Here is a 26639-nt window from a genome sequence, read left to right as displayed (position 1 = left end):
CTTGAAACAGGGAAAATCTACCGAGAGATTTCATGAAATCAAAAGATAAAAAGAAAGTATCGCGTCAGGGTGTTTCGCGTCGGGGCTTTTTGAAAGGTGCTGCGATTGGTGCTGCTGCCGTAACTGGGGCTGATTTGCTCAAAGGACAGGCTGAGGCAAAGGAAGATGGGTACTATCCCGCTACCACTTCCCCCAGTGCAGAATTTGACTTTACTCAGAAATCTGGGGCGCTACAACCAGATGCAATCATCGATAGTGCTTGTCAATTCTGTAACTCCCTGTGCCGCCTAAAAGTTCATGTCAAAGATGGGCGCATTATTGATGTTCTGGGTGAACCGGACGATCCAGTTCAATCGGGGGGCTTTTGTGTCAAAGGACCGATGATGACACAACTGGTTTACAATCGCTTCCGCCTGAAAAGTCCGATGAAGCGGGTTTCCGGCGAGAAGGGTTCTCCGGATTCCAAGTTTGAGCCGATTTCTTGGGATGAAGCGTTGGGAACTATCGCTACGAAATTCTTAGCGCTTCGGGATGCGGGAGAGGTACGCGCGATCTGCGCTTCGCAGCAGCGCTTCGCTATCGCAAACAAAACCTCTGGTAGAATGCCACGAGGCACAGGTTCGGTAATTGGACGCTTCTTCACCCTCTTGGGAAGTCCTAACGACACAGATGTTGGCCCAGTCTGTAACGATGCTGGAGGAAACGCTTTAGCATGGACGTTTGGCTTGGGGAATTTCACCAACGGCTACGGTAAGGATGGCGCAACAGGGAAAGAAGATTTAGGTGCAGCGAAATACTTCTTATTTTTGGGTACCAATCAAGCGGAAACTCACCCCGTAACCTTTGCTTACCTGCTGAGAAGTCGCGCCCAAACTAAGGCAAAGCTGATAGTAATTGACCCTCGACTAACGCCAACTGGTGCACAGGCAGATGAGTGGATTGCACCGAAGCCGCATACCGACCAAGCTTTGGTTCTCGCAATGTTGCATCATATTCTGGACAAGAACCTGCACGATGCCGCCTTTGTGCAAAAATGGGTGCTTGGTTTCGAGGAGTTGAAAACTCACCTGGTTAAGCAAGGCTACACGCCGGAATGGGCAGAAACTATTACAGGGGTTCCAGCAGGTAAAATCAGACAAATTGCTGAGGAGTACGCTAGGACAAAACCGGCCGCAATTTTCTGCAATGCTGGCATCTCCCATCAACTAAACGCCTTCGATACTTACCGAACCCTGGCATTTTTAGCTGCTGTTACGGGCAACATTGGCGTAAATGGTGGCGGCTGCAATTTCATGCACAATACTTGGCCTGGTGGGTTAAATCTTCCGGCAATCGAGGGCAATCCTCCCAAGAAAGATGTGGCGTTACCCGTTGGCCCAGACTATTTTGCCGAATCTATCCTAACTGGGAAGCCTTATCGCTTGAAGGCGATCGCAACGGCGGGCAATCCCCTTGTCTCCAGTGCCAACACGCGTCAGGTAAAAGAGGCTTACCGCCAGCTAGAGTTCTATGTCTACACTGGCTTGTTTATGGAAGAATCTGCCTATTACGCCGATATCATCCTACCCGTGTGCAGCGGCTTTGAGATGGAAACCGTCTATATGCGGCGGGACGACAGGGCAATTCGCTGGCAAAAGCAGGCGGTTCCTCGCGTGGGAGAGTCCAAACCCGATTGGGAAATTTGGATCGACTTGGCACACGCTATGGCTAAGTTGGACAAGAAAAATCCACCCGCCTACTGGACAGAGAATTTCCCCCTGGAATGGAAAGACTACCGCAATCTCTGGGCAACCTTTGTCAAGAATACCCCTGGTATGGGAGGTATGACCCAGGAACGCATGGAAAAGCGGGCGGAACCCCTGCGCTGGCCTTGTCCTTCTCTGGATCATCCTGGCGTCAGCACCCTCTACTTAGATCATCCCTCCTGGTATCAGGTGGTGAAAGGGCTTGGTATCAGGAACGCTGATACAGCGAGTCAGGATAGTGACGCGAACAGAGGGGTTACAGCGACTTCTGGAAACCAGGGCAAGCGCTTTTTGACCCCCAGTGGCAAAGTAGAAATCTATACCTCAGAATTAGAGAAAAAGTTGGCCGTTGCCGGACACGCAGCCTTACCCATCTTTTACACCCATCCCGAAGTAACGGGCAAAAATCCAACGATCGAGTACAGCAAAGAATTTGTCCAAAACCCAATAAATCCGCAAGCACTAACCCAAAAGGTAAAGTTAGGCGGAATTTCCTCTGGGGAAGTACACCAAGAGTATCCACTGATGGGGATGATTGGTAGGCCGAGTGTGGTGCATTTTCACACCGTAACTCAGTGGACGTACACGGGTAAGCAAATGAACGGCATTCGGCTAGTTCAAATTCATCCTAAAGTGGCGCAGAGGGTGGGGATTAAGAATGGGGATGCGATCGCCGTAGAAAGTCCTAGAGGTTCGATTACCGGAACCGCGCAAATTTGGGAGGGTATTCGTGAGGATACCATCTTCGTTCCTCATACGTTTGGCCCGATGCAAAAAATGGCTGAAGAACTCGGAACTCCCTACTATGAAGCCGCCAATACCCTGGTAGATGACCAATATTACGACAATCTTTCCGGTCAGCAAGCCTACAAATGCTTTGCTTGCCGGGTGAGGAAAGCTTAACAAAGTCAAAAGTCAAAAGTCAAAAATTTACTGGTTAGGTATTAAGAAATGACTCAGATAGAAGCGCCAGCAGTAACGCCATTTAGAACCAAACTGAATTCACCCTTAACTAAAAACAGAATTACTGTTTTACAGATTAATTTAGGCAAGCGTTGTAATTTGGCTTGTACTCACTGCCACGTAGACGCTGGCCCCAAACGCACCGAAGAACTTTCACCGGAAATTTGCCATCAAATCATTGACCTGATTCATCGCTTTCCTCAAATTAAGATAGTTGACCTGACGGGTGGCGCACCGGAGATGAACTATGGATTTAAACCAATTGTTGAGGCAGCACGGGAAACGGGCAAGGAAGTCATTGTCCGCTCCAATTTGACGATTTATTTTGAACCCGGATTCGACTATCTTCCTGAATATTTTGCCGAAAATCAATTAAAAGTAGTGGCATCATTGCCTTGCTATTTAGAAGACAATGTGGATAAAATGCGAGGGAATGGTGTCTATAATGATTCTATTCGTGCTATTCAATGGCTCAATCAGTTAGGCTATGGGAAAGACCCCAATTTAATTATTGATTTGGTGTATAATCCGCCACTCCCATTGAGTGATAAATTTTCTTTAACTCCCAATCAGGTTAAGTTAGAACAGGATTACAAAAAGTTCTTGAAAGAACATTTTGATATTCAATTTAACCAGCTATTTACAATTACAAATCTACCTGTGGGTAGAAGTAAGTTTCATTTGCAACGAACCAAGTTATATTCTCCTTATCTCAGGTTTCTAGAGGACAATTACAATGCAAGTACAATAGAACATTTGATGTGTCGTGATGAACTCTCGATTGATTATCTGGGCAATGTCTACGATTGCGACTTTAACCAAATGGAAAATCTAGGAGCGAAGTCTCGCACTGGGGAAACATTGACGGTGGGGAAGCTCTTAGAAGCGGGTAGTTTAGACTTAATTGATCAGATTCGCACGGCTTCCTATTGCTATGGTTGCACAGCGGGTTGTGGTTCGAGTTGTGGGGGTGCTTTGGTTTAGATCCAAACTGGAAAGTGGATATAAGATTTAAATACCGATGACTCTGAGCAGACGGCTGAAAACTCCTCGATTGTGGCTAGCGATCGCCTTTTTGGTACTGTGCCTGTTGTGTTGCTTCACGCCTTTAAAAGGCTTGTTTAATCAGCAATTCCTCGTGCAGCAGTTGCACCGATGCGGTAACTGGGCTGTCTATTTATTCGTACTCATTTACACTCTAGCCACAGTTTTAGGAGTTCCGGGGACGGTTCTCACCATTGCTGGTAGCGTCGTTTTTGGTTTAGTCTGGGGGACTTTTTTGTCGGTAGTAGGTGCCACGCTGGGAGCGATTGGAGCCTTTGGGGTGGCGCGTTACTTGCTGCGGAATTGGGCGGTTCGCCGCTTTGGACATCACAAGGCATTGGTACGGTTCAATCAAGCGGTAATTGACAAACCTTTGGCTTTTGTCTTATCAGTGCGCTTTGCTCCCATTTCTCCATTTAATGTCGTCAATTTCCTATTTGGTCTGACCTCTATCCCTTGGGTTTATTATGCCGTTGGTACGTTCTTGGGCATTATCCCTGGAACCTTGGCTTATGCATGGCTGGGAGTAGCTGGGAAAGAGGCTTTGCGGGGAGGCGATCGCCTCCCTTTTTTCATCGCGCTAAGTTTTTTGGCTCTTCTTTCTGTATTACCTTTAGCAATGAAGAAAAAATAATAGGTAATACTGCGATACCATGACCCATTACCCATTACCCACTTCTTCCTTCCGTTGCTCCCATTCCGCCATCAAAAGTGCTCTCGCCGCCTCACTATCCACCGGTTTAGAGAAGAAATATCCCTGCCCATATTCACATTGCAATGCCAGCAGAGGTGACACCTGTTCTGAAACCTCAATTCCCTCTGCTACAACATCCATACTCAGAGTTTGAGCCAACGTTACGATCGCTTGGACAATTTCTGAATTTTCTCCTAATGCCCCAATCCGGCTAATAAATGAACGGTCAATTTTTAGGGTACTAATTGGAAAATGATGTAACCGACTTAAGGAAGAATAGCCTGTACCAAAGTCATCAATGCACAGCGGAATCATCCTTTTTTTGAGTTCGAGTAAGACATCTTTCACCCAATCCGGATTTTCCATAACCACACTTTCTGTAATCTCCAGCTTTAAACTACCGACGGCGGGTTGAGCCTCCTGAAGTATGGTGTCAATTTGTTCGAGTAAATCCGATTGAGTAAACTGCTTGCAAGAAAGATTGACGTTCATTGTTAATGGCTTGGCAGACGGAAATTGCTCCTGCCACTGTTTGAGTTGATGACAAGCTTCCCGCAACGTCCACCAACCAATAGGGCTAATCAGTCCCGTTTCTTCGGCGGTGGAGATGAATCCATTGGGAGAAATTAAGCCGCGTTGTGGATGCTGCCAGCGTAACAAAGCTTCAAATCCAATAATGCTGCCGGTGGAGAGAGACACAATGGGTTGATAGTAAACTCGAAATTCTTCCCGTTCAATCGCTCGCCGCAAGTCAGTTTCAATCTGCAATCGCTCGACAGCAATCTCGTGCATGGCAGCGTCAAAGACTTCATAGTGAGCTTTGCCTTGCGATTGCGTTCCGCGCAGTGCTACAGGCGATCGCGCCCGATACATCGCCAGGTTAGCATTGCGGAGCAGGTCTTCCGGTTGCTCGTCATGATTCGTATTAAGAGCAATTCCCATGCTGAGTGTCATGAACACTTCGCGATTGCCACTGGCGGTGTCCTCGGAGGAGTTTTGGTTAGAGCAATCATTAAGCTCAAAGGGTGTACTCAGCGTTTCATGAATCAACTCTGCCACCCGTGTAGCGTCATTGACATCCTGAATCCCTTCCAAAAGAATCGTAAACTCATCTGCTCCGAGGCGGGCTACAGTATCTGTAGCCCGCAGGCACATCTGGAGACGCTGGGCAAATTCCTGGAGCACCTGATCCCCCACCTCGTTTCCTAAGCTGTCGTTGACTAACTTAAAGCGATTCAGGTTGAGAAACAGGACAGCAAACAAATAAGGCACGCCGCGTGAGTCACTCCTACGACTCTGTCTGGCACGTCGCATCGCTTGCTTCAAGCGATCCATAAATAAAGCCCGGTTTGGTAGCCCTGTGAGTTGGTCGTAAAAGGCATTATGAATTAATTGTTGTTCGGCCTGTTTGCGATCGCTAATATCAAAGGCATAGATGCGAAAGCACTCAATTTCTTCTAAATAATGCAGGACTTGTTCATAATAAATCTCACCGATTTTGAGTTCCCGCCGCATGGAACCTTTGCGTTGCAGTACCGTAGTCATTGAGGGGACTCCGGTGAGAAACGGATGTTCTGCACCCATTTCTTGTAAATCGGGTAACAATCGCATGGCTTCTGGATTCAGATAACGAACGTTACCGGCTAAATCCGTTTCCACAATGGGGTTAGGGCTGAGGAGTGCGATTGATGCCAGCCGTGCGGTTTCGTGTTCTGAGCGGCGGCGTTCTGTCACATCCCGTCCCACGGATTGAAACTCAACGATGGGGTCATATCCCGGTGTTGAGGAACACTGGGATGAACCGGATAAGTGCAATTCTCCGCGTTTTTTGGCTTCTGGGTCAACAATCACCCGATCTGTCCACTGTAGGCAGTGAGTTTCGCCGTCAGGCATGAGAATTTGGTATTCTCTGGTGGCGACTGGGTTTTTCAAACTCAGGCTGGCGATGTGCTTTTGGGTCTTTTGCCGATACGAACCGGGAATCATTTGCAACAAATTGCTGCCGAGGAGTTCCTCGCGGGTTTTGCCAAAATAACGGCAATAGGCGTCGTTGACGAAGGTAATGGTGCCATCCGCGATAAATCGACAGATGAGATCGGTTTGGTCTTCCACAACCGCACGATATCGCTCCTCACTGTGGCGGAGTTCCTGCTCTAATTGCTTGCGTTCGGTGATATCAATGCCGACACCAAACAATAAATCCAGTTCCTCCTCGTTCCCTGCCTCTGCCGGGGAATGCCTGAAGATGGATTTCCCCCGCCACTCCACTAAAAGCTCTCGTCCATCCTTGGTGAGGACGTAGTTTTCTTTCAGGATGGGTTGCCTCGATTTCACCAGTTGCTTAAAGTTTTTGTAGAGCAACTTGCGATCGCACTGGCGTGCAAACGTCAATAAATAATCAGCCCCCAAAACCTCAACCAAGGTATAACCCACGGCATTGAGGAAGGCTTGATTCATCATGAGTATTCTGCCTTGAGCATCCACCGCTACAAAAAAGGCAGAACTGGTTTCAATCAGGGTTTTGCTAAAGTCTCGTTCTTGGCGCAGTTCTTCTTCTAACTGCTTGCGCTGCATCACTAACCCTAATTGGGTTGCTACAGCCGACACCAGTTCCACCAATTGGTCATCTTCCGCACGAGATTGGGTGATGAAAAAGGTGAGAACCGCCAAGACGCGATCGCCCATCAGGATGGGGACTCCAAACCCCGCCTTCAGTCCCGCCACTTGAGCCTGGGGGCGAACCATCGACGTATCGGTTAAGGCCGAAATATCTTCAATCCAAAGAGGTCGCCGTGAAGTCCATACTCGTCCTGGCAAACCCATATTGGGGGGCAACGTCAGCTTTTGGCTGGAGAATCTGAACGGTTCTAGTGTTGGGGTTTTGCTATACCAAGCCGGAGTACATTCTAAAACACGGTCGTCGGGGCGAGGGAGCCACGCTTCGCCATAGTCCCAGTTTGTGACTTCACACACTAAGCGCAGCGCCATACACAGTGCTGAATGAAAATCGGGAGCGTCGCTGATCAGGGTACTGAGTGACTGTAACAGACCGAGTTCTTCTAACCAACGGACTCGCCCAGGAATGTCACCGTTTAATTGGGGATGGTTTCGCTGCAACTGTGCGATCTGCTCGTTGATTTGTTGTTCCCAATCAATGTTCAGGGGTTGAGTTTGATTTTGTTGCAACATACTATTTTCTGCCACAAGTGCTGACTCTTCTGTTACGGCTACGGCTGGAGTCTCTGAAGCGGCGGCGTGAGTAGTATTCACGTCAAGTTGATTTTGTAGCGAGGCTTGGGGGTGAGCAGAGTCAGGCTTTGCTAGGACTTTGGAGAGTAACAGCGCCACGAGGAGTACGGTGGACAATAGCATGGCTACGGCGATGGCTTCGCTTAGCGATGCTAGCCAAGGATGAAGGTACCCTACTGTCCATCCATTCATTAATTCAACGGTGCCGCTCGTCAGGGTAAAAGTCCCAAACAGCATCCAACTTCCGGCATAAAACAGAGCCTTGCGCTGGAACAAAAAGTAGAATACTAGGATGGAAATCGAGTAGTAAAATAAGACAATTAATGAATGAGAAGAAATCTGGAGCCAACTCAGCTTTGGTGTCCAGAAAACCCAAGGCTGTTGGATCATCAGTACTCCGTCAGATAACAGAGTTTCAACGCAGTTCAACATAAACACTCTTAGTCCCGTACCTCACCACTGTGTTTAGAACCGAGGTAATTTTTTTTTAGACAGATTCAGATCATGCCGGATTTACTTCCAAGCCTGTTGCCAAAAGTTTCACGCTTCACAAAAGCTTCAATTAACGGCTAGGGAAGTTGGCTCATGGGATGATTTGCACCTAATCAGGGTGTTGATATAAAACAACCCTCAAAACACAGGACGCGCTTGTGTTTTGTTGTTAAGTTCCATGGGATGACCTAGAGGATTGGCACTAACGGCTAAAATTTCCCCCGAACACCCTCGATTACACCCCCTTAGAGACGATGATCTCTCCCATGCCGGGTCAGAGGCGAATCTTACTGCCGCAGCCTCATCGGCTGACACCCTGTTCCTAAAAGCGCAGATGCTTGCTCTTTTTTTGAGTACCTAGAGGGCTTACGCATGAACCTTACAGAGCAAGTTCAAATTCACTTTTGAACTTTACAGGTAATGTGTTGGTAGCTGCACAGCGTAAGACATGTCTTAGTGTACACGCTCTGCTGCCTATAATGCCACTTTGATTAAGGAAAAATAAGCCAAATTTTAGGATTTTACAGAGGTTATCAGCTAAATTACCATTACAACGATTGATTAAGAAAATGCCTGGAGTTTCAGGAATCATCGATTTCGCTTTCTTTTTATCACCTACAAATTTATAGTTATATCAACCTTCTCAGGCTATAGCTTTTAATCAGGAAATATCGTTTTTTAAAAATAAGTATGGTTAGATCAAAAGTCATGGTTAATATCTCAAACTGTATTCGGGTTTGTGTGTACTCCGATACATAAAAACTTAACAAGAACCTTGTTCCTTAGGCAGAAGTCACGCGGCGCTCATAATCGATATGCTTCAGATTAGCTGCAATTCGCAAGAGCAATTACCTGGGAGTTCTGCAAAGGTGGCGATAGCCAAAAGAAATGGTGCTTGACCTCTTTACACCGGAACGGCTAGCTACTTTTCGGGTCAGGCTCTCAGGCTTTTCTTCACTCCCATTGATAATACTGATGCAAACAATTACTTCCTCAGGAAAATCTATCAATATTAATTCTTCCGCTCGCTTTCTCTGCTCTTATACCAATATCACCCGTCACATTGAGATTATTCGGCTTAAAAATATTCCTGGTTTGCATTTGGAGCGAGTCATTTTTCCGGGTGAGCGTCTGATGTTTGAAGCCGTGCCAGAAGCTCAACTAGAAATTCAGTCCAATCAGACCCTAAGCGTTGTTGTTCCTTGCCTTCAGTTGAGTGTGACTGAAACGGTAACATTAAATCAGCTCATTAAGTCATAAACTCAACTGGATTGAATACTGCAATCCACTCCCTATTCAATACATCTTGGTCAAAAAATAATGGTTCTTACGGCTGTTGCATCACCCATCCCCCATTGACTTGGGTTTATTTCCCCCTATTAGTAATCTTCAGTTGCTGAGTACTCTTGATTAAATCACGCAATCGCTGTCGCAGGTGTTTAAGATTTGGTGTTTGGTTGCCATAACGCCAGCTCACATAAGCTTGGGAGATTTCATCAATCACATCAGCAGAGGAAGGGGCATGGTGTTGACGCGATCCTCTAGCATATTCTAATGGTGTCTGTGCTGGGTGCTTGGTGTAGCCGTTAGTACTTAAAAGCTTCAGCATTTGCTGATAGAGATTTTCCATCGGAGGCAAACCCGCTAGCCATCGACGATAGCGCCAAGTTCGCCATTGACTCCAACTCAACCAACCCAAAAAAGCAAGGGCGATCGCTAAAATTAAACCGATGAAAAAGCCAACCCAACCTTTAGAGATAATCCCCCACACCCAACCAATAATTCGGCCTATCCCACCAATTAGCCAACTCCAAATCTCGCCCAAATAACTCTTCACTGGGGTGGGCAACCAACCCGCTATCCATTGCCAAAACTGGCGTAAAACTCCAAATGTTTCAGTCTCCTCAACACTTTGGGGAATCAGTTCGTGACCGGGAATCGGGTCAAAAGCAAACCAGCCATGTTGTGGAAAATACACTTCGGTCATCGCATAGGCATCAGTGTTTTTAACAATATAAAAACCCGTGAAAGGATTGAACTCACCCGTACCAAACCCAACGACAAGTCGCGCTGGAATGCCAATGGAGCGCAACATCATAGTCAGCACGGTAGAAAAGTGGTCTGGGTACCCTCCTTTGTACTTGAACAGGAAGGCTTCCACCAAGTCTTCCTTTTCCTCGAATGTGGGTAAATTAAAGGGGTCTGTGGGGAGTGAGTAGCGCTGTTTAAGTGCCTGAGCTAAATACAGTGCTTTCTCATAAGGGGAAGTGATGGGCTTGGGTGAGGTGGCTAACAGAGCTTCAGTTTGTTGTCGGACTTTATCAGCAATTTCGGGGGGAACATCCAAATAGTATTTTTTAACCGACGTGGGATAGTTACTCGTTGCCTGTTGCAACCGAGAGCGATCGCGATACGGCACTTGCGAAATCACCGTGTAGGTGAGTCCCTCTGTTAAACTACCAGGCGCTCTCAAACTCCCTTCCGGGTCTACCTCAATTTCCCGTGACGGGAAGTAAAGTTGCTGCGGATAAGCCAGAGCGGGAAGCAGATTCGGCAAGTCTGAGACTACAGTGTAACTTTGCACCACCTGTTCGGTTCGCTCGGCGGCAAAGGGGATCGGCAGGAAAAATCGATACGACCACTCCGGTCGATCAACCCTAACCACTTTGTCGTCACGAGAGATTTCCCATCCCTGACCTGTATAACGGTCAAAGGCGAGTACCCGCCAAAACCCCGGTGCCTGAGAACGTACCCGTAATACGACCTTAGGCTTGAGTGTACCCCGGAGGTTTTGGTTCATTTTGCTGTTAAAGCCATAGTAAAAGGTATCATCCATCTCCCCAGAGTCGCCGCTTCCCCCTTGCCCACTCTCGCCATTGCCTTGGCTGCCTTCGCGCACATAACCGGGATTGATAATGCCACCTTGTCGATTCTCGTCAAAATTCTGGTCAGCAAAATTTCCCGGTGCACTCACAGGAAATGTTTGGAGTTGATAGCCTGGAAAGCGCGGCATTAGGGCAAAAATCATCAGTCCCAAGCCCAGGATTGCCAGGAGAAATACACCCAGCTGTCGAAGTGAGAGGGGTGAGGCATTTGGGATCACAGGTGAGGCGGTTCGGCGTTTTGGGGTTCGCAATAGCCCCAAGCGCGACTGATAATCAAGGATGAGGGTGGGAAGTGCGATCGCTAAAAATAGGCACAACAGTGGGGCAAAGGCTAAAGTTTGACTCAGGGTACCCGCTACACCTAACAGAATCAGCCCAATCACCATCGAATACCCTAAATCTTTGCGGCGAGGCAGGTCAAAGCTGTGCAGGACTTGTAGCTGAATTAATAACTCTGCCAGTACCAAGCGAGTATCATTGAGCTGACCAAACAGCCGCGCAAAAAACACCCCCATTGCCAGCAACATCCCAATCGCCAGCACGAACTTGACGGTGATGTTGCGCTCTCGACGGCGGTACCAACTCCAGGTTGCCCCAAGCAGACTCAGCGGTACGGCCCACAGGCTAATCTGCGTTTCTGCCGCCAGATCTGTAGCAATAATCCCAACGATCACCAGCGCCTGCACCAGCACCCGCAGTCTAATGGAGTTTTCTGTCTCAGGAGTCGGCATAGCTTCAATACGCCGCCACAACTGACCGAAAAGGGGTAGACGACGGACTTGCCGCATTCCAGAGAAATTAGACATAGCAAATTAGTCAGTGGTCAGTGGTCATACCATTGAGGTTGAGACTGGCTTGAATTTCTGAAGCTGCCGAATCGCCAGCTTGTCAAAATCCTTGCCTCCAAAATCCCAAATGGTATCAGCCGTCAGTCGCCAGTCGTGAGAACTGACAACTGACACATACCAGGTTTCCAATATGCTAGCCTAAAGGGTTTTTAACTTACATTGTCGGGCAGATGGCAAAAATTAAGGGTGTTTGTTCCGAATCATGAAAACGAATTTCTAACGGATAGGTCTGGTTCGCTTGCAAATCAAAGGATTCCACACTCACGTAGCCTGGATAGATACGCTGTGCACTGGCTGATGCCTGAGGAGTCCGCAGGGTCAAGGTGCCACCGCGAGGCAAGCGAGCAGTGACGCGGAGCTTCGGCACTCCCTCTTGCATCTCATATTCGGCCTGAACCGTTACAACACCCACAGAGGTCTGCCACTGCCGCTCTACAGGGGTTAGATTCTGAGAAATCGGCACCGTTAGAGCGCTGATAATCTCTTTAGCCGCCAATAGTGCCAGCGTCATCTTTTGTTCATTCGACGCCGCCTCGTAACTGCTCGGCAAGGATAGCAGTTGTTCGTTGGCGCTTGTATTAAAGGAACTTTCGCTGCGAGAGCCTCTAACACTGGTACCCCCAAAGGCTGGAGACAGCAGCACCATTCCAGCGAAATGGTTGAGTGCCTGGAATTGGTCGGGGAATAAACTTTCCACCGCATGAACCAGTTTGGCACCAAGCTGCCGTCGGGAATACACAGCCTCAGAACAGGCATCTAAGAGTTGTGCTAAAACATTTTCTGGTAGGGTAACTGGTAGAGTCAGGTTAAATAACTGAGGCATCCACAAGCGAACGGGAGGAACCCAAGTATCTTCTACAGCGTCAGAAGTATTGGATTCATAGTCAGAAAGTTCCGTCTCCCACGGAAATAAGGGGGGATGACGTTCGATTTCAGCTTGTAGTCGGCGTTTTAATATTGCCTGGAAACGGTTTTGCACGGTCGGCATTTCTCCCAAGTCGTAAGGGCGGCTTGAACCGCCCGGTACATCGTCCTCACGAGCAAGGATCGGGTCCGAACTTGCCCATGCGCGGTATTGATCCGCTTCGTTGGTGTTAAAAGATGCAATGTTCAACTCTTCTAAATCAACTGGGTCTATTGGCTCCAATTCAAAATCCGCTGCTTTGGGTTCCGTAGGAGAGACAGCATGGTCTGCCTGACCCTCTGCCGGGGGTGAAGCAGCGGGAACGGACTCTTCTAGTAGCCAGGTAATTAAACGGCTATATAAGGTGTCCGAGTTGTTATACATGTCACTATTCATCTTGAGATGCACCAGATCCGGATACTGAACTATTGCGAATATCCCAGGCAAGTTCGAGTAATTTAAACCAACGCTTTTCGACCTGGGTAACCGTACAACCTAAGGCTTGGGCAATTTCATTTGTTGAGCAACTTTGCTGCTTGAGATCGAGTAATTCTTTCTGAGTCGCGTTCATCTTAGTCTGAAACCGTTGCCACTCCCAGGGCGTCAGTCCCAGATTCCGCTCTAGATCGGCTTCTAGCCACTGATGTACCAGTTCCCATCGGTGAGATAGAGCAAACCGAATGAGATGGTACTTAAAGCGTTGCTGCAAATAATCCCTCTGTCGAGGGGTTAAGCCTAAAAACTCCTCTATTTCGCTCGTGGGGAGGTCTTGCAGGCGTAATACAAAGTATTCGGCACAATCATGTTGCTGACGTTCTTCTAAATAGGCGAGTAATTCCTCAATCACCGTATCCCGCAGGTTCGCTTCTAGGGGTTCGGGTTCGGAGGCGACCATCATCTCCCTTACTTGCTGGATCGCTGCATCGTTCCAGTTCGTGTCGGACTCTGGCGTTGCGCCTTCAGCGGCGGTATCCATATCAACCGACGTTTCCGGCGGTTGCTGTTGGGAAAACGTTTGCGCTCGCAAAATGATTAATTGCTGAGACCGACGACCGGGTAAGGGAATACGCCGCTTCCCATAACGCTCGGTAAAGGCCATGTATTCCGCCAACTCCAAAAGACTTCGCGGACGATAACTGGCATCAATCAAGTTCTCCCGCCGAAAGGCATTCAAGGCTTCTACGTAAAATCCTTGTAAGAAATCTTCGATTAAGGTCAGCCGCGCCTGGTAGCTGGCTGGTGCATGAGGGGGTGTAATGTAGCGGTAGACGATCGCACTCAGAGTACTCTGAAGCTCAATTCGTCCCCGTTGTGACCCCAGTTTGTAGTAACTTAATACTTGCTTGAGGCGATGGGTTGCCAGGGTATGCGCCCAACTCTCAACATCTCCTGAAGTCTGTATTCGACTGCTTTCGTTACAGATTCGACTGACTTCATCGGCTAAACGTGCTGCCACGTCGCGGCAATTCTGATCGGAAGCACGAACAGACTGCCGGAATTCGTTATACAGCAGTTGAAAAATTGCCTCCACGCCCTGGCAGACTTCCCTCATGATTTTCATTTGTTAACAAAGACCCTAACACTTTCCGCACGCTCGACTGTTTTGATCTGGGTTTAGACTCAAGATAGCAGCACCATTGATGACAGTTCTCATGAATTTAGACCTACAAATTCAAGTTCTGATTGATAATGCACCACAAGACGGGACGACGCCCAAGATTATGGAAGCGATCGCACCCGTACTCAAACTCGTTGCCACCCAGCTACAACATTCGGAGTATCACATTCTCCAAACTCTCGACGAAAGTTGGCTTCTCACTACACTGAGTAATCGCGCTCAACCTGAGATCCAAAAAAATGTTATTTATGCTTTTGGGACTCTCAAAGATGCTGCTGATTTTCAGTCGGTTTCTGACCCTGAAATCCTCGCTGCGGCTGTACCTGTCACTCACATTCTGTTCCAGATGTTGGCGCTAGACGCCGTTACAAGTATAGTTTTCTTCGATACACCCGGTAATCTAGCTGCTGGGACAGAGGTACGTCGAGATGAGCTACAAACTTTAATTCAAACGCAACTGCAACACAGCCAGTCCGTACCTAGGTCATATCCTAGCAACCTTCCTCCAGATATAGCTTGACTACCTCTTGCCAACGGTTAATAAAGATGGTAGATTCAACCTTTCTCTTGATGGGTAGATGGTTCTAGTCCTTATCCCAACGCGGAGGGCGTCTAGCAAGGATTACTCCCTCTCCATCCTAAGAGCTTCGTAGCGGCAGATTGAACCCTGGTTTTGTGACTTTGATCCATTCTAGAAGTTAGCCATCGATAATGAGCCGCGAGGCGCTACGAGTGAGATTGACTGTACGCTTCCACGGGCGATCATCTCCTGGCACTCTTGGAAATGGCGTGTGTACTTACCTACTGTTATTCTGACTCGATACTCACACAACTGGCTATGTAATCCTTAAGTTTTGTCACAAAACCGGGATTGACTCCTGAAAAATTAAGCAATCCCTGTAAAGGTACTTATTATTCTTTGGCATTGTCAATATTATGTAAAGAAACGATAATGAACTGTTCATGGTTAGGACGGATAAGGAGATCAAACAAGTCGGAACTGAATGAATCGCGGTTGCGAATGATTCGCTTTACTTAGTACAAACGACTCAGGACATAATCCGCTAAATCAATCAGCGTTTGAGCCGATGTTGAGGGATTAAGAACCGCCAAGCTTTCTACAGCGATTTGAGCGTGGTGTGCAGCTAAAGCGCGGGAACGTTCGATACCTTCACTCTCTTTAACCAAAGCGAGGGCTTGAGGAATATCATCCGGTTGGGCAAATTCTCGCTCAATGAGTACCTCTAGATAGGGTTTTTCTTCCAAGGCATATAAAACAGGTGCGGTAAGATTGCCACTAATTAAATCCGATCCCGCCGGTTTGCCTAATGCTTCCGTCGAACCAGTGAAGTCCAATATATCATCGATAATTTGGAAGGCTAACCCAAAATGATATCCATAGAGATACAAGTTGTCTGCCACCTCCGCCGAGACACCACTCAGTAGCCCAGCGGCTTTGGCACTATTAGCCAGAAGTGAAGCTGTTTTACGATAAGTTTTCTCCAGGTAGGCTTCCATCGTCAGGGTGGTATCAAATCGAGTCAGCCCTTGTTGAATTTCGCCTTCTGCCATGTCTTTAATCACTTCTGACAGCAGTTTGACGACTTCTAAATTGCCAAGATTAGCCAGGTACCAAGCGGCTTGACCGAACAAGAAATCCCCAGCGAGTACAGCCACACGGTTGTTGAACAAGCTATGGACGGTGGGAACGTTGCGACGTACCTCTGCCTCATCGACGACATCGTCATGAACCAGACTCGCCGTGTGAATCATTTCTGTGATTTCTGCTAGACGACGATGACGCGGGGTAATGTCGGAGTCGAGCATGGTGGCTCGCGAAATTAAAAACACGATTGCCGGTCTAACTCGCTTTCCCTGTGCCCCGAATAAGTGTTCGGCTGCGGCATAGAGTATGGGGTGACGGGCACCTACCAGGTTCTTTAAGTTCTCGGTCAGCAGACACAGGTCTGCTTCTACAGGGGCGAAAAGGGAAGTTACTGAGGTCATGGATCAGCCGACTCAGAGATTAGGTTACGAAAGTTTACAATTTCTTTTTTTAATTTTAGGCGAAGCGTCCCCTACAGGGAAGTTTTGTTGGATTAATAGCTGTGCCCAAGCGTAATACCAGGGTTTGTATCGACATATTAAGTCCCTGAAAAAATTAGTGTAACTCGCCAGGATTGTTGTGTTAATCTAAATAGTAAGGGTTTCAAAAAATTAATACATTTATTGATTCCAAGGTGATAGAGGAGTGTATTCCCCTATACCGATGGTGTAATACGCATTCAGTAGACAGAGTACCTGATGTTTCTGGATGACTCCCCCGTGGCATCACTGGGGATCGTTGTCTGTCAGACATAAATAATAATAATAAACTTCTCCTGGGCCGAGATTCCGAGCCGAGTTTGAGCATTTTGTTCAGAACTTGAGTTACGAGAACCAACGGTGAAGTTGGAGGGAACAATGCTCTGTCTCCCTAAGTATTTGTATGCCAACCGTGTCTTGAGTCCATAAGGATTGGGAATGCTGTTGGAAGAACTTGTATTGAATTTTCCTTTCCCTCCCTCTTGTCCACACTATGATTTATATGGATATGCCTGTGATTATTCCTCTTCTGGCGACTGGTTACCTATTAACAATTTATTTGCTATTGACTCTAGCGCAGCGGACAATCAAGAATTCGCATTACGTGGACAACTCTTTGACAGACGCTTACGCTCCTTTTGTCTCAACAGATCAGACCCCTGAGACTGATGAGGTTGAAGGATGGTCATTTCAGATGAGCCGTGTAGCTTCATTAGCCTCCGAGGAGTTAGCACCTCCTGTCGCGCCATCATCAAACGTACAAAAGGCCGGCACTCTATCTTAACTGGCTCCGCATTGGGAGAGAAACTAAAATCAGATTTTTTTCGGGTTCTTAGTCTCTCTCTCCTATAATTCAAGATTAATTTTTTATTCTCTAAAAAGTAACACACCGCCCCTTGTGGGCGTTTTTTTGTGCTTCTTTGCTCACCACCCCTACCCATGGAAGAAGATTTCCGATGAGTTAGATCTGCGATCACTCGACTGATTCTAGCGGAGCCACCGGGGGAGATACGGTTGGCAAAGATACTTTTTCAGCCACTGGAGTGCAGCCTAGCCATTGTACGGAGAGTTTGGCGAACTGTTGAGGACAGCCACTCACACAAAAGCTAGTCGGCAGTGGTGCTCGATTATTCCTCAGTCCCAGGATGTCCAGTTCTTGTGCCGCTGCCGCCACGACGTGTACAGCAGGGTCAATGAGTTGGACGGTGGGAGGTAGGATTGTCCGTAAGACGGGAGCCAGAAGCGGATAATGAGTACAGCCATAAATCAGGGTATCGATTCGCTGCTGTAGTAAAGGGTCTAGGTACTGCCGCGCCACCTCAGCCGTATAGGGGTCGTGGAGGCGGTTTTGCTCGACTAACGGCACAAACTCCGGACACCCAACTTGCCAGACTTGTGCTGTCGCTTCAATCTCGGATATGGCACGCCGATAAGCATTGCTAGAAGCCGTTGCTGGGGTGGCAATCACCCCAATGCGCCGACCTTGTTGAACCGCCGCACGAGCACCCGGTAAAATTAACCCCAAAATCGGTAAATTAAACTCGCGTCGTAAGGTTTCCAACGCTAGAGCATCACTTGTATTACAGGCCAGGACAACCATTTTGACGTCCTGTTGCACCATCCAGCTCAAGATCTCAAAACCGAACTGAACAATTTCATGGCGCGACCTTGTGCCATAGGGTAGTCGCGCTGTGTCAGCAAAGTACAGGATCGATTCGTTTGGGAGTTGTCGGTAGAGTTCTCTCAAAACGGTGAGACCACCGACCCCGCTGTCGAAAACACCGATACGACGCTGCTGCGGTTCTTCCTGGGCTGGATAAGCAGGACTATCGGTTTCCTTTGGCGGAAAGTCAGGTGTGTCCGAGTCAGAGGGATTTTGCCCGTGAGAGTGATTGAGGGAAGAGGTGGAAAAGTTGATCACCGATGTTTGTTAGGAGAAAGATGTTTAACTATTTTGCTGAATGTACTGGAGAATACCACGAGCGATCGCTTGTGCCATCTGGCTGCGGTAAGCTGAGTTAGACAGTTTGGCAGCATCTTCTCTTCCCGTGACAAAACCCACTTCTACTAAAACCGAGGGCATAGAACTCTTTCTGAGTACGTAAAATCTCGCCCGCCGGACACCTCGGTCTTTAACATCAAGACTCTGCAAAATGCTGTTGTGGATGGTCTGAGCTAGACGCTGACCGCTTGAGTAATAATACGTCTCTAAGCCACTCACATCGGAGCGGTTCAGACTGATGGCATTAGCATGGATACTGACAAATAAGTCGGCATTTGCTCGTTCAGCCATGGTGACTCGTGGTGCCAGATCCACAAAGTAATCCGACGTTCGCGTCATCACGGCTTGGATACCTTGTTGCTCCAAAAGCGAGGCCACTTGTTGGGCGATCGGCAGGATAACATCTTTTTCTCGCAATCCACCAATGCCGATCGCACCTGGGTCTTTGCCGCCGTGTCCCGGATCGACCATGACCACAACGCGCCCCTTGGGTACGCGGGGAGATGACACCGGTGGATTATTGATGGCAGGGGGTGGCGCTGGCGTATTCCTCTCCGGCAGTGGCACAGGAATACTGCTGATGGGCGACGTTTCGGGTTGGGAGGGCTTGATTTGCAGCGCCAAAAGCTCGTTATTGAGTTGATTGAGTTCCCCAATCTGGGCATCCCCAGCCGGTTGCACCAAAAGCACAACCGTGCGGGCATCTTGCTGCCTGAGTAGTACCCGCGACAGAGGACTCCTGGCATCAAGTTGTGGCCCCCTGACTCGTTGAGCCAATCGAGCCGAGGGAATTGTAATACGATAAGCTTTGGCGATCGCATCCCAAGTACTAATCGCCCTCACCGGTTGGTCAGCCCGAATTAAAAGTTGAGTCTGGTTGTTAGCCAGTTCAACGGACTCAATTGTCGCGACTTTACCCGCATCAGAGGTAGAAATCGGTCGATTGGGTGTTCCCAGCAAGGGTGGCACCTGGGAGGATTGATTCCTGGGAGGCGTATTTTCGCGGGGTTGATTAGGGGATGGCCCGATCCGTTCAGGTGTCGGTAATTGAACCGTCCACTCTCGTGGCGAAAGCCCTCGGAATTTCACGGCCTTCGGATCTAAGGTGTAACCGGGCGCTAATTCAATTACGATCCGAGTTGTATTGTTGTCCAGTTGTCCCACGCGAACTTCTCGAATCGCCCCACTCACCCGTTGATTTGCGGTTGGGCGTCCCAAATCAATCCCAGGCAAGTCAATGACTACCCGTGTTGGATTGGTCATCAGTAACGCTTTGGGTTGAACCCCACTGTCGGTGATAAACACCAATCGGTTCTGATTGTTATCAAAACGCCACTGTAGAAGTTGACGCGCTTGGGCGGCAGATGAAAGAAGAAAAACTATTAAAAAGCTGGGAAGTACTAGTAGCCAGCGAAATTTCACAATTATTGCTCCTCGTTAAAGCGCGGTGTTGCATCGAAACAGGGGTTGGGTGATTCACCAAAATCAAGGGAGTTGCGGATGTGAAAGCTTAATTCACGTTTTTTTCCGTTTGTCAAGACATCTTCATGAGTTTTGACTACACGTTTGTGCCAACTCTGACTCCAGCGTTTGGCCGCACTCTTCAATGCATATCAATGGGCATCTGTCTGCTCAAGACAGTCAACTTCAAGGGACGTAGGCTAGCAAACTTAAGTTTCAGGAAAAACAGTATACACAGAATTGTCCCAATCAAAAATATAGATTGGGTTGTGTACAAAGACGATCAATGTTGAAAAGATTAATCCATGACAGTCAGTTTTCACGAACCTTTCTTTTGCTCCTCAATCGTTTCAACATCCTCGAATGACTCTTGCTGTTGGTTGACGGCTGGTTTTACAGCCACCGATTCTGTGCTTGCCCCGTCTAAGACTGGTATTTCTGAAGCTGTAGTCTCCAAGTCGGATTCCTGAAACACAAATCGCAGGAAGGGAGGGGCGACAAAAGTTGTCAAAATGACCATCATGATAATCGCAGCCTCCATCGCGGGTGATAGGACACCACTAGCCGAGCCTACACCCAAAAAAACCAGTCCCACTTCGCCTCTAGGAATCATCCCAACACCAATGGCTAGGCGGTTGATTCCAGGTTGACCGAATACAAACAGACCCGTAACTACCTTACCCAGAATCGCGACTACAATCAGGAAAGCCGCCAAAATCAAGCCTTCCCGATTAGCAGGAACGGTGGGATTGAGAACACCCAGATCCGTTTTTGCCCCGACGACAACAAAGAAAATCGGGACAAGCATATCGGCAACGGGAATCACCTGTTCTTCTAACTCCCGACGCTTATCGGTTTCTGCTAGAACAAGTCCCGCCGCAAAGGCTCCCAAAATCGCTTCTAAGTGAATAACAGCGCCAATGTAGGACAGGATAAAGGCAAAAATGAGTGCCGTCAGTAATAGCTGACCGCGAGTTTTCATTTCATTGACTAAGGCAACGAAATAGGGGCTTAAGAAACGACCTAACAAAATAGCCCCAACCAAGAAAACAGCCGCACTAACAATCAGATAGATGACGTTGCCAATCTCGATTTCACCCGTCTTCGCCAGACTCGCAACAACCGCCAAGACGATAATTCCGAGTACGTCATCCAGAACGGCTGCACCAATGATAATTTGACCTTCTGGAGAACTAAGACGACCGATTTCTGCTAGCACTTTTGCCGTAATTCCAATACTGGTGGCGGTCAAAGCCGCACCCGCAAAAATCGCCGGGACAGGGGGAATATGAAATAAATAAATTAATCCAGCCGTACCAGCAGCAAAGGGCACTACGACCCCAATAATGGCGACAACAGCCGCTTGCGGACCAACGCGGATGAGTTCTTTTAGGTCAGACTCTAGTCCAATTTCAAACAATAGAATCACGACCCCTAATTCTGCCAAGATCGAGATTACCTCGCTCTGAGCTTGAAAGACGGAAACGGCTGCTTCTGGACTCAAACCCGCCGTTGTTTGCAGAAAGCTTACCAGTAAAGAGTTGCTGACATCTGCACTACCTTCTGGGAACACTAACAGATGGAGAGCAGAGACTCCTACGGCTACACCGCCGACAAGTTCCCCTAATACGGGTGGTAAGTTAAGTCGAGCGCAAATCTCACCGCCCAGTTTGCTGGCAAAGTAGATCACGACCAAACTCAGGAGTACTCCGGCAAAGATCAGTGATTCGCTTGCTGATTCCTTGGGAGTTGCCTCTGCCATCAGCAGAGAGTGAGTCCCGAAAGACGAAAACAGGTTGGTAGGGTCGAAGAAACTCACCCAGGCAGTGATGTCAGCCATTCGTGGTAGTTGCGAAAAAATCATTCTTTCTACTCTACAAGTTTCTTAACGAAATCAAGCCTTCCTTTGGTTGATTCTGCTGGGCAGTTAAGTACGATACAAAAAGTTTACTCTCCTGCCAGTTGAAGAATTCGCTGCCAATATTCAGCAGAAACGGGGACGACGGAAAGCCGTGGCAGACGGACGAGGTCGAAGCTTGTGAAGTGATAATCTTGCTTAATCTGTGTTAGGGTAACAGGCCGGGAGAGCGATCGCACGGCGCGAATGTCCACCACCATCCGACGAGGGTCATTGAGTTTAGGGTCAGGATAAGGCAATGACATAATTTCAGCAATCCCCACGACCTGCCGCTCTTTACCTGTGTGATAAATCAATACTTTGTCCCCTAATTGCATGGTACGGAGATATTTGAGAGCCAGAGGATTTTTGACACCATCCCAGATGCCACATCCAGCTTGCTCTAAATTGGTGTAGGAGTATTCTTGGGGTTCGCTTTTGAGTAGCCAGTAGGCCATCGGTTGAAGAGAAAAACTACAAATTAAAAGAAGGCAAATTTAGCCGAGTTGCTAAAACGGTAACGACTGAAAAGTTTGACGCTCTATGGTGGCACAGTAGAAGCTAACGACAGGTTCATGATATCAAGTCATCCTGTTTTTCCAGTCATATTTCTTACGCTACGACCCTAACAAAAGCCTAAAAATTGTATGGGTTAGGAAGATTTAGCCTTGTTTCAGATTAGGAGAATCCTGGACATGAATCAAACTTTTCTCTCTCGTTCTTGCAATATCTTGAGTCAGCGGTTGCCGACGGTTTCTTTAATGGTGGGACTCCTGACTCTAACACTGACTCAGCCGACGCTGGCACAGGAGAAACTACTACGAACCCTTACCGTAACAGGGCGAGGCGTGGAATCAATTGCCACCACGAAGACTCAGGTGCAGTTGGGTGTTGAAGTTCAGGGAAAGACGGCGACAGAGGTTCAGCAAGAAGTGGCACGTCGCTCATCAGCGGTTGTGGAGTTACTGCGATCGCGGAATGTGGAAAAGTTAGAAACGACGGGCATCCGACTCAACCCTGTTTATCGTTCCGAAGACAACAAGGCACCCCAGATCACCGGTTATTCAGGTACGAATACCGTTAGTTTTCGCGCCTCTACTGAGCAAGCGGGTAAGCTCTTGGATGATGCCGTTCAAGTCGGTGCCACGCGAATTGATGGTATTAGTTTTACGGCATCCGATGAGGCGATCGCGTCAGCGCAAAAACAAGCTCTGCGTGAAGCCACTCAGGAGGCTCAACAGCAGGCGGATGCCGTCTTGAACACTCTCAATCTCACTCCTAAAGACATTGTCAGTATTCAAATTAATGGTGCTACCCCACCCCCAGAACCTCGATTTCGGGAACAATTTTCTACCACGACTAAGCTATCGGGCGATGCGATTCTGGCGATCGTTGGGGGCGAGCAAGAGGTGCAAGCTTCTGTAACCCTACAAATCAGCTACTAGTTCTGAGATTCACAGACTCGCAGGGTAAGGAAGTTATGCCTCTGGAGATTGTTGTTTAACACCGAGTATGGGCTATAGTTAAGCCGATACCTCTACAACTCAAATCTCTCAAAATTCTGTATCGTTAAATTGATTAACGCTGCCCGGTTCATTGTCTCGTTTGGAACCTAATAATTCCAGCCGATCCACTTGGATGATGGGGGTTGAACGATCTACTCCTGTGGTGCGATCGCTCCAGTGTTCGATCTTCAGAGAGCCTTGTACTCCGATTAATTTTCCCTTGCGAACATAATTAGCAGCCACTTCCGCTGTCTTACCCCATAGCTCTAGATTGAACCAGTCAGGCTGATCATTATTACGTGTCCGCCGATCCACTGCCAGCGTTAGCTTACACTTAACCTTGCCAGACTCGAAATACTTCACGTCTGGATCTCCACCCACCCGACCAACTAGATTGACAACATTGAGACTCATCGTTTTTAGTACTCTTGTACTTATCTTGCGGATCTACTTTAACGAATTTAGCGAGACAATAACAATGACTGAGGCGGGGAAACTTTACCAAATCTTTAAATAAGGAAGGAATATACTGAATTTAACTTTCACCCGGATAGGGTATGACCTCACCTGAATGATAGTTTCAGCTTGATTGTTGATGATTTCTGATAATGAATTGCTTTACCTCACTAGACTCAGCTCAAGAAACGTAATAGAATCCACATCGGTTACGGTTCATTTACATTTCGGTCGTATACAGCAGCATTTGACTTTGGGGGCGTAGAAACGAGTGGGTTTTTTCAGTCGCTTTTCCCTATCACGGGACATGGGTATAGATCTGGGTACTGCTAATACTTTAGTATACGTATCTGGAAAAGGCATTGTTCTTCAAGAGCCTTCCGTCGTCGCCATGGACCAGGACTTAAAAGTTCCGCTAGCCGTAGGCGAGGATGCCAAAAAAATGTTGGGCAGAACCCCAGGTAATGTGGTTGCCCTTCGTCCTCTCCGCGATGGCGTGATTGCCGATTTTGATACCGCAGAATTAATGCTGAAGCATTTTATCCGGCGGGTTCATGAAGGCAGAACCTTGGTTTCACCTCGGATTGTGATTGGCATTCCGAGCGGTGTAACAGGCGTCGAACGACGGGCGGTAATGGAAGCCGCGTCTCAGGCGGGCGCAAGAGATGTTTACTTAATAGATGAGCCTGTGGCAGCAGCAATTGGTGCTGGGCTACCTGTAGCCGAGCCAACAGGCAACATGATCATCGATATTGGTGGTGGCACAACTGAAGTCGCTGTGCTGAGTTTACAAGGGACAGTTCTGAGTGAATCCGTGCGGGTTGCTGGAGATGAACTGAGTGACTCGATTACCCAGTATATGAAGAAGGTTCATAACTTGGTCATTGGGGAGCGCACCGCTGAAGAAATCAAAATTCAGATCGGTTCAGCTTACCCGACTCATCACGATGATGATGCCAATATGGAAGTACGGGGCTTACACTTGCTCTCTGGCTTACCACGCACTGTCACCATCAAAGGGCCAGAAATCCGTGAAAGTATGTCAGAACCGCTTTCCGTGATTGTGGATGCGGTGAAGCGGACGCTAGAGCGGACTCCTCCGGAACTAGCGGCTGATATTATTGACCGGGGCATTATGCTGGCGGGGGGCGGCGCTTTATTAAGAGGGCTGGATACACTGATCAGTCATGAGACTGGCATTGTCACCCATGTAGCAGCCGATCCCTTGAGCTGCGTAGTTTTAGGAACGGGTCGAGTTCTAGAGAACTTCAAACAGTTAGAACGGGTGTTTAGTGGGCGTTCTCGCCATATGTAAGGCTCAGCAAGCGAATCTCTCGCTTTGAGGAGTTATATTCTTAACTACACAATCCCTATACCTGCAACCCTAGAAGATACACACGTCGGCTGAACGCCGAGCGTTGCTAGATAGCTATGTTTATAATGCGTCGTTGGTGGGACCGGCATGGGGTAGCCATTGTGCTGGGAGGACTAACATTGAGTGCTGCCTGGGTGGTTCGCCAGACCCAAGGGGCAGCAATCTATGAAACTTACCAGTTGATAACTCGTCCCTTTCAAGTCGGTCCAACAAAAGAAGAGCGCCTTACTGATGCGCGAGTCGTGGAACTACAAGAACGCTTAGTCGAACTTGAAAGCCAGAACCAAAAGCTCAAAGAGCTGTTAGATTATTCTAAAACTCAGAAACAAAAAGGAATTGTTACTCCGATTGTGGGGCGTAGTGCTGACCATTGGTGGCAACAAGTAACCTTAGGTCGAGGCAGTAATGATGGCATTAAGGCCGGCTATATTGTGATGGCACCGGGTGGCTTAGTGGGTCGTATCTCTAGTGTGACACCAAATAGCAGTCGTGTCTTGCTGATCAGCGATGCCACCAGTCGGGTGGGGGCTGTACTCAGCCGTAGTCGGAGCATGGGTTTTATCCGAGGCCAAGGCTCTAACCGTGCTGTACTACAGTTTTTTGATAAGGTGCCAGATGTCAAACGCGGTGATGTGGTGTCAACCTCGCCCGTTAGTCAACTCTTCCCACCGGGTCTACCCTTGGGGCGTGTGGAGTCTGTCAATCTTGATAAAAGTCCGGCTCCCGAAGCTGTCATTGAGTTGACGGCACCCGTGAGTTACCTGGAGTGGGTCATGGTTTATCCGGAAGGAACAACTTTTACTCATTAGTCCGCGTACTCCGGTCTTTGGACTAATTATTCATGACGAATGATGAATGAGCAATGAACAACGTTTCTCAGTTTTCCCCCTGGGCTCGCCAAATTCTTAATTGGGTTGTGACTGTTGGTTCAGTCATGCTCTGTTTGCTCGTGTTACCGGCACGTTTACCGGGGATGGAATTACTGGGTATTGCTCCAAACTGGTTATTAATTTGGGTCGTTGCCTGGAGCCTCAAGCGTACAGTTTTACAGGGAGCCTTAGCAGGACTAGTGCTGGGGTTGATTCAAGATGGCATGACTTCCCCTCAGCCCACTCATATTATTAGCCTTGCCTTAGTCGGAATCTTGACAGCTCGGATTCAGAAGCAACGTTATATACAAGAAGATTTTATTTCGGTCGCGTTAATTGTATTTGGTATGGCGGTTGTTGGAGAGACGGTGACCGCGATTCAGTATAGTTTTATGGGCGATCGCAACCTGGCTGAAATTTGGGCTGACCATCAGCGTATCGCACTGTCTTCGGCAATTCTCAGTAGTCTTTGGGCACCCGTTCTTTATTATCCGCTCAATCGCTGGTGGGAGCGGATCAATGTACTGGAGCCTTCATGAAGTTTCAA

General features: G+C 48.1%; 20 protein-coding genes. 9 read left to right on the top strand and 11 right to left on the bottom strand.

Annotation, left to right across the window (positions count from 1 at the left end; translation table 11 throughout):
* Positions 1-32 precede the first annotated feature (32 nt).
* From MIC7113_RS07975 to MIC7113_RS07965, 3 genes are read left to right on the top strand one after another with little or no spacing between them, the layout of a single operon-like run.
* Entirely contained in the window at positions 33-2648 is a 2616-nt protein-coding gene (locus MIC7113_RS07975) for a molybdopterin-containing oxidoreductase family protein (protein ID WP_015181665.1), read from the top strand.
* 48 nt (positions 2649-2696) lie between these two features.
* Entirely contained in the window at positions 2697-3692 is a 996-nt protein-coding gene (gene arsS, locus MIC7113_RS07970; protein ID WP_015181664.1) for an arsenosugar biosynthesis radical SAM (seleno)protein ArsS, read from the top strand.
* Positions 3693-3729: 37 nt separating this feature from the next.
* Positions 3730-4386, top strand: coding sequence for a TVP38/TMEM64 family protein (locus MIC7113_RS07965; protein ID WP_015181663.1), 657 nt, complete (start codon positions 3730-3732; stop codon positions 4384-4386).
* Positions 4387-4413: 27 nt separating this feature from the next.
* Here the strand turns inward: MIC7113_RS07965 and MIC7113_RS33140 are convergent, their stop codons facing one another.
* Positions 4414-8127, bottom strand: coding sequence for an EAL domain-containing protein (locus tag MIC7113_RS33140; RefSeq protein ID WP_155897958.1), 3714 nt, complete (start codon positions 8125-8127; stop codon positions 4414-4416).
* Between the two features lie 1035 nt (positions 8128-9162).
* Here MIC7113_RS33140 and MIC7113_RS07955 point away from each other — a divergent pair.
* Positions 9163-9447, top strand: a complete 285-nt coding sequence (locus MIC7113_RS07955; RefSeq protein ID WP_015181660.1) for a DUF1830 domain-containing protein — start codon at positions 9163-9165, stop codon at positions 9445-9447.
* A gap of 106 nt (positions 9448-9553) precedes the next feature.
* On the opposite strand, the gene MIC7113_RS07950 is transcribed toward MIC7113_RS07955, so the two are convergent.
* From MIC7113_RS07950 to hetZ, 4 genes are read right to left on the bottom strand one after another with little or no spacing between them, the layout of a single operon-like run.
* Positions 9554-11878: a transglutaminase TgpA family protein gene (locus MIC7113_RS07950; protein WP_015181659.1), complete on the bottom strand. Its 2325-nt coding sequence runs from the start codon at positions 11876-11878 to the stop codon at positions 9554-9556.
* A 24-nt stretch (positions 11879-11902) separates the two neighbouring features.
* Positions 11903-12034, bottom strand: coding sequence for a hypothetical protein (locus MIC7113_RS38590; RefSeq protein ID WP_256374800.1), 132 nt, complete (start codon positions 12032-12034; stop codon positions 11903-11905).
* 40 nt (positions 12035-12074) lie between these two features.
* Positions 12075-13208, bottom strand: coding sequence for a hypothetical protein (locus MIC7113_RS07945; protein WP_226883601.1), 1134 nt, complete (start codon positions 13206-13208; stop codon positions 12075-12077).
* Positions 13209-13212: 4 nt separating this feature from the next.
* Complete coding sequence (gene hetZ, locus MIC7113_RS07940) at positions 13213-14385, bottom strand: heterocyst differentiation protein HetZ (protein WP_015181657.1); 1173 nt, start codon at positions 14383-14385, stop codon at positions 13213-13215.
* A 79-nt stretch (positions 14386-14464) separates the two neighbouring features.
* On the opposite strand from hetZ, the gene MIC7113_RS07935 reads away from it, so the two are divergent.
* Positions 14465-14962 carry a hypothetical protein gene (locus MIC7113_RS07935; RefSeq protein ID WP_015181656.1) on the top strand — a complete coding sequence of 166 codons (498 nt, stop codon included), beginning with the start codon at positions 14465-14467 and terminating at the stop codon, positions 14960-14962.
* 515 nt (positions 14963-15477) lie between these two features.
* Here MIC7113_RS07935 and sds read toward each other — a convergent pair.
* The 5 genes from sds to MIC7113_RS07900 all read right to left on the bottom strand — a co-directional run bounded on the left by sds (position 15478) and on the right by MIC7113_RS07900 (position 22345).
* On the bottom strand, positions 15478-16449 hold the full coding sequence (sds, locus tag MIC7113_RS07930; RefSeq protein ID WP_015181655.1) for a solanesyl diphosphate synthase: 972 nt from the start codon (positions 16447-16449) through the stop codon (positions 15478-15480).
* 1051 nt (positions 16450-17500) lie between these two features.
* Entirely contained in the window at positions 17501-18313 is an 813-nt protein-coding gene (murI, locus tag MIC7113_RS07920) for a glutamate racemase (RefSeq protein WP_051055859.1), read from the bottom strand.
* A 159-nt stretch (positions 18314-18472) separates the two neighbouring features.
* Positions 18473-19951: an N-acetylmuramoyl-L-alanine amidase gene (locus MIC7113_RS07915; protein ID WP_015181652.1), complete on the bottom strand. Its 1479-nt coding sequence runs from the start codon at positions 19949-19951 to the stop codon at positions 18473-18475.
* Between the two features lie 358 nt (positions 19952-20309).
* Positions 20310-21752 (bottom strand): cation:proton antiporter, encoded by a 1443-nt coding sequence (locus MIC7113_RS07905; RefSeq protein WP_226883671.1) that lies wholly within the window; start codon positions 21750-21752, stop codon positions 20310-20312.
* Positions 21753-21937: 185 nt separating this feature from the next.
* Complete coding sequence (locus MIC7113_RS07900) at positions 21938-22345, bottom strand: EVE domain-containing protein (protein ID WP_015181650.1); 408 nt, start codon at positions 22343-22345, stop codon at positions 21938-21940.
* A 237-nt stretch (positions 22346-22582) separates the two neighbouring features.
* Between MIC7113_RS07900 and MIC7113_RS07895 the strand changes: the two genes are divergently transcribed.
* Complete coding sequence (locus tag MIC7113_RS07895; protein ID WP_015181649.1) at positions 22583-23332, top strand: SIMPL domain-containing protein; 750 nt, start codon at positions 22583-22585, stop codon at positions 23330-23332.
* 108 nt (positions 23333-23440) lie between these two features.
* Here MIC7113_RS07895 and MIC7113_RS07890 read toward each other — a convergent pair whose 3' ends face one another.
* The gene (locus MIC7113_RS07890; RefSeq protein WP_015181648.1) at positions 23441-23806 is read right to left on the bottom strand and encodes a single-stranded DNA-binding protein; all 366 of its coding nucleotides are present in this window, start codon (positions 23804-23806) and stop codon (positions 23441-23443) included.
* A 349-nt stretch (positions 23807-24155) separates the two neighbouring features.
* Between MIC7113_RS07890 and MIC7113_RS07885 the strand changes: the two genes are divergently transcribed.
* From MIC7113_RS07885 to mreD, 3 genes are all read left to right on the top strand, one after another.
* On the top strand, positions 24156-25163 hold the full coding sequence (locus MIC7113_RS07885; protein WP_015181647.1) for a rod shape-determining protein: 1008 nt from the start codon (positions 24156-24158) through the stop codon (positions 25161-25163).
* 116 nt (positions 25164-25279) lie between these two features.
* A complete protein-coding gene (mreC, locus tag MIC7113_RS07880) occupies positions 25280-26032 on the top strand; it encodes a rod shape-determining protein MreC (RefSeq protein ID WP_015181646.1) in 753 nt (250 codons plus the stop codon).
* A gap of 53 nt (positions 26033-26085) precedes the next feature.
* The gene (mreD, locus tag MIC7113_RS07875) at positions 26086-26631 is read left to right on the top strand and encodes a rod shape-determining protein MreD (RefSeq protein ID WP_015181645.1); all 546 of its coding nucleotides are present in this window, start codon (positions 26086-26088) and stop codon (positions 26629-26631) included.
* Positions 26632-26639 lie beyond the last annotated feature (8 nt).

Source organism: Allocoleopsis franciscana PCC 7113 (assembly GCF_000317515.1).
Taxonomy (GTDB): Bacteria; Cyanobacteriota; Cyanobacteriia; order Cyanobacteriales; family Coleofasciculaceae; genus Allocoleopsis; species Allocoleopsis franciscana.
The sequence above is the reverse complement of the archived record's forward strand: the minus strand, read 5'-3'. Positions and strand labels throughout refer to the sequence as shown.

Coding starts and splice junctions, on each gene's coding strand:
- MIC7113_RS07975 (WP_015181665.1), top strand. CDS start 33: ATGAAATCAAAAGATAAAAAGAAAGTATCGCGTCAGGGTGTTTCGCGT.
- arsS (WP_015181664.1), top strand. CDS start 2,697: ATGACTCAGATAGAAGCGCCAGCAGTAACGCCATTTAGAACCAAACTG.
- MIC7113_RS07965 (WP_015181663.1), top strand. CDS start 3,730: ATGACTCTGAGCAGACGGCTGAAAACTCCTCGATTGTGGCTAGCGATC.
- MIC7113_RS33140 (WP_155897958.1), bottom strand. CDS start 8,127: ATGTTGAACTGCGTTGAAACTCTGTTATCTGACGGAGTACTGATGATC.
- MIC7113_RS07955 (WP_015181660.1), top strand. CDS start 9,163: ATGCAAACAATTACTTCCTCAGGAAAATCTATCAATATTAATTCTTCC.
- MIC7113_RS07950 (WP_015181659.1), bottom strand. CDS start 11,878: ATGTCTAATTTCTCTGGAATGCGGCAAGTCCGTCGTCTACCCCTTTTC.
- MIC7113_RS07945 (WP_226883601.1), bottom strand. CDS start 13,208: ATGTATAACAACTCGGACACCTTATATAGCCGTTTAATTACCTGGCTA.
- hetZ (WP_015181657.1), bottom strand. CDS start 14,385: ATGAAAATCATGAGGGAAGTCTGCCAGGGCGTGGAGGCAATTTTTCAA.
- MIC7113_RS07935 (WP_015181656.1), top strand. CDS start 14,465: ATGACAGTTCTCATGAATTTAGACCTACAAATTCAAGTTCTGATTGAT.
- sds (WP_015181655.1), bottom strand. CDS start 16,449: ATGACCTCAGTAACTTCCCTTTTCGCCCCTGTAGAAGCAGACCTGTGT.
- MIC7113_RS07905 (WP_226883671.1), bottom strand. CDS start 21,752: ATGGCAGAGGCAACTCCCAAGGAATCAGCAAGCGAATCACTGATCTTT.
- MIC7113_RS07900 (WP_015181650.1), bottom strand. CDS start 22,345: ATGGCCTACTGGCTACTCAAAAGCGAACCCCAAGAATACTCCTACACC.
- MIC7113_RS07895 (WP_015181649.1), top strand. CDS start 22,583: ATGAATCAAACTTTTCTCTCTCGTTCTTGCAATATCTTGAGTCAGCGG.
- MIC7113_RS07890 (WP_015181648.1), bottom strand. CDS start 23,806: ATGAGTCTCAATGTTGTCAATCTAGTTGGTCGGGTGGGTGGAGATCCA.
- MIC7113_RS07885 (WP_015181647.1), top strand. CDS start 24,156: ATGGGTATAGATCTGGGTACTGCTAATACTTTAGTATACGTATCTGGA.
- mreC (WP_015181646.1), top strand. CDS start 25,280: ATGTTTATAATGCGTCGTTGGTGGGACCGGCATGGGGTAGCCATTGTG.
- mreD (WP_015181645.1), top strand. CDS start 26,086: ATGAACAACGTTTCTCAGTTTTCCCCCTGGGCTCGCCAAATTCTTAAT.